At 76.4% G+C, this 699-nt stretch carries 1 protein-coding gene; it reads right to left on the reverse strand.

The window, feature by feature from the left end; all coding sequences use genetic code 11:
- Positions 1-430: universal stress protein (locus G3I40_RS45360; protein WP_164560612.1), on the reverse strand; the 430-nt coding region annotated here is incomplete at its 3' end.
- Positions 431-699: the final 269 nt, after the last annotated feature.

The raw sequence follows: 699 nt of genomic DNA on the forward strand, positions 1-699 counted from the left end.
CCCGCTCGTCCTGCGCGATCCCGCCGGCGCGCACCAGGACGACCGGCCGGTCGGCCTGCGCCGTCACGGCGAGTGCCACCGAGCCGACGAGGAATCCGGAGTACCCGCTGACCCCGCGCGAGCCGAGGACCAGCGTCTCGGACTCGGCGGCCGCCGCCACGAGGGCCGCGACGGCGGGGGCGGGGCGGCGTAGCGCCACGACCTCCAACGCCGGGTAGGAACAGACCAGTTGGAGCGCCGCGTGATCGAGGACGCCACGCCGGGGCAGATCGACGTCGGGCGGCGGCGGTGTGCTCCGTCCCCCGTGGTCGGCGTGCAGCAGGCGCAGGGGCAGGCCGCGCCGCAGTGCCTCGCGGGCCGCCCAGTGGGCGGCGTCGCTGCTTTCCCGCGAACCGTCCGTCCCGACGGTCAGGACGCGCATGCTGGTCATGACGGAACCTCTCGGTGGCGACGACGGGGGCCGGGTGCTGCGGCGCGAGTTCCACGGACGGGCACGCTCACGCGTGCCCGGACCGACGAAAGGTTGTGCGGTGCGGGCCGTGCGCCGGTGTGCCGTCGCCGAGGAGGGTGGCCGTACACCGGACGCTCTCATCCGCGCCGCTCCCTCGGCAGAGGCGAACCGGCCCTGGGCGGGGGGTCGTTCGGCCCCTGTGCCCCGACGTCCGGCCGCGCGAGCGTGGATCCCTGGGCACGGGGAGG

This window comes from Streptomyces sp. SID14478 (genome assembly GCF_010548525.1).
Taxonomy (GTDB): domain Bacteria; phylum Actinomycetota; class Actinomycetes; order Streptomycetales; family Streptomycetaceae; genus Streptomyces.